The 1,649-nt window shown below is 55.7% G+C and carries 1 protein-coding gene and 2 pseudogenes; 2 read left to right on the top strand and 1 reads right to left on the bottom strand.

Annotation, left to right across the window (positions count from 1 at the left end):
• Together ACLL9E_RS04820 and ACLL9E_RS04815 are read left to right on the top strand one after the other, a co-directional pair.
• Positions 1 to 390: pseudogene (locus tag ACLL9E_RS04820) on the top strand (chromosome segregation protein); the annotation flags it as partial.
• Positions 387 to 1,256 (top strand): alpha/beta fold hydrolase, encoded by an 870-nt coding sequence (locus tag ACLL9E_RS04815; protein ID WP_411290607.1) that lies wholly within the window; start codon positions 387 to 389, stop codon positions 1,254 to 1,256. The pseudogene ACLL9E_RS04820 and the gene ACLL9E_RS04815, both read left to right, overlap by 4 nt.
• On the opposite strand, the pseudogene ACLL9E_RS04810 reads toward ACLL9E_RS04815, so the two are convergent.
• Positions 1,253 to 1,649, bottom strand: a pseudogene (locus tag ACLL9E_RS04810) (ATP-dependent DNA ligase); the annotation flags it as partial. The gene ACLL9E_RS04815 and the pseudogene ACLL9E_RS04810 overlap by 4 nt on opposite strands.

The following is a 1,649-nucleotide window of genomic DNA, read 5'->3' as shown; positions in this document are numbered from 1 at the left end:
ATCGACAGCGATGATCCGCTTGAGGCCGGACTGGAAATCTTCGCGCAACCGCCGGGCAAGAAACTGCAATCGCTGACCTTGCTGTCAGGCGGGGAGCAAGCTTTGACTGCAGTGGCGCTTATCTTCGGGCTCTTCCTCACCAATCCGGCGCCCATTTGCGTCCTTGATGAAGTCGACGCGCCGCTTGATGATGCCAATATCGAACGCTTTTGCGACTTGCTCGATGTCATGACGCGCGAGACCGATACGCGGTATTTAATTGTGACGCACAACGCGGTGACGATGAGCCGCATGCATCGCTTATTTGGCGTCACCATGGTTGAACAGGGTATTAGCCGACTGGTATCGGTTGACCTTGGTGGTGCAGAGCAATTACTGGCCGCCGAATGACTTTACATGGCCCCATCACGAACAGCTTCATCTCGCAACGGCTTCGGCTGAATTATGTCGATTGGGGAAACCCCGACGCGCCGCCATTGCTTTTGGTGCATGGCGGGCGCGACCATGCGCGCAGCTGGGATTGGGTTGCCGAGGAATTGCGTCACGACTGGCACATTATTGCGCCCGACTTACGCGGTCACGGCGACAGCGCATGGTCGCCAGACGGCAGCTATGAAATGTCCACTTTTGTTTACGACTTGGCCCAATTGATCCATCAATTGAACCTCGCCCCGGTCAGCATCATCGCGCATTCCATGGGCGGCAATATCGCAACGCGCTATGCAGGGATTTACCCGGAAAATGTACGCAAGATGGTCAATATCGAAGGGCTTGGCATGTCACCCAAGATGCAGGCCGAACGCGACGCCATTGGCATACAGAAGCGGTTCCGGCAATGGATCGAGGACAAGCGCAACGCGGCAGGCCGCACGCCCAAACGCTACCCCAATATCGAAGCCGCATATGAGCGGATGAAGACGGAAAACAGCTATCTGACCGACGAGCAAGCGCGTCACCTGACCGTCCATGGCATTAGCCGGAACGAAGACGGCAGCTGGAGCTGGAAGTTCGACAATTACCTCAACATCTGGGCTATTTTCGACATGCCCCGCGAGGATCTGATGGCGATATGGCAGTCGATAACCTGTCCGATGTTGTTGATGTACGGCGCCAACAGCTGGGCATCCAACCCCGAAAAAGATGGCCGCATCGCACATTTTCCAACGGCATCAGTGATTGAATATGAAAATGCCGGGCATTGGTTGCACCATGACCAGTTTGACCGATTCATGGCTGACGTGAAGGCGTTTCTCTAACCAATCATCGCGCGCAACGCGGCGATACTGTCCGCTTCATCCGCTGGCTTGTCGCGCCGAAGCCGCGAAATTCGCGGGAAGCGCATAGCGATGCCCGATTTGTGCCTTTTCGATTCGTGCACCGCATCAAACGCGACCTCAAGCACCAGAGTCTTTTCCACCTCACGCACCGGGCCAAAGCGCGCGACGGTATTAGTGCGCACAAAGCGGTCGAGCCATTTTAACTCTTCGTCGCTGAACCCGGAATAGGCTTTGCCGACAGGCAGCAAATTGCCATCGGGGGTCCAGCATCCAAACGTGTAGTCCGAATAATAAGACGAGCGTTTGCCACTGCCGCGCTGTGCATACATCATGACACAATCGGCCACGAGCGGTTCGCGTTTCCATTTATAC

Origin of the sequence: Sphingorhabdus sp., assembly GCF_046596595.1 — a bacterium.
Classification (GTDB): domain Bacteria; phylum Pseudomonadota; class Alphaproteobacteria; order Sphingomonadales; family Sphingomonadaceae; genus Sphingorhabdus_B.
This window is presented reverse-complemented; position numbering and strand designations above follow the sequence as displayed.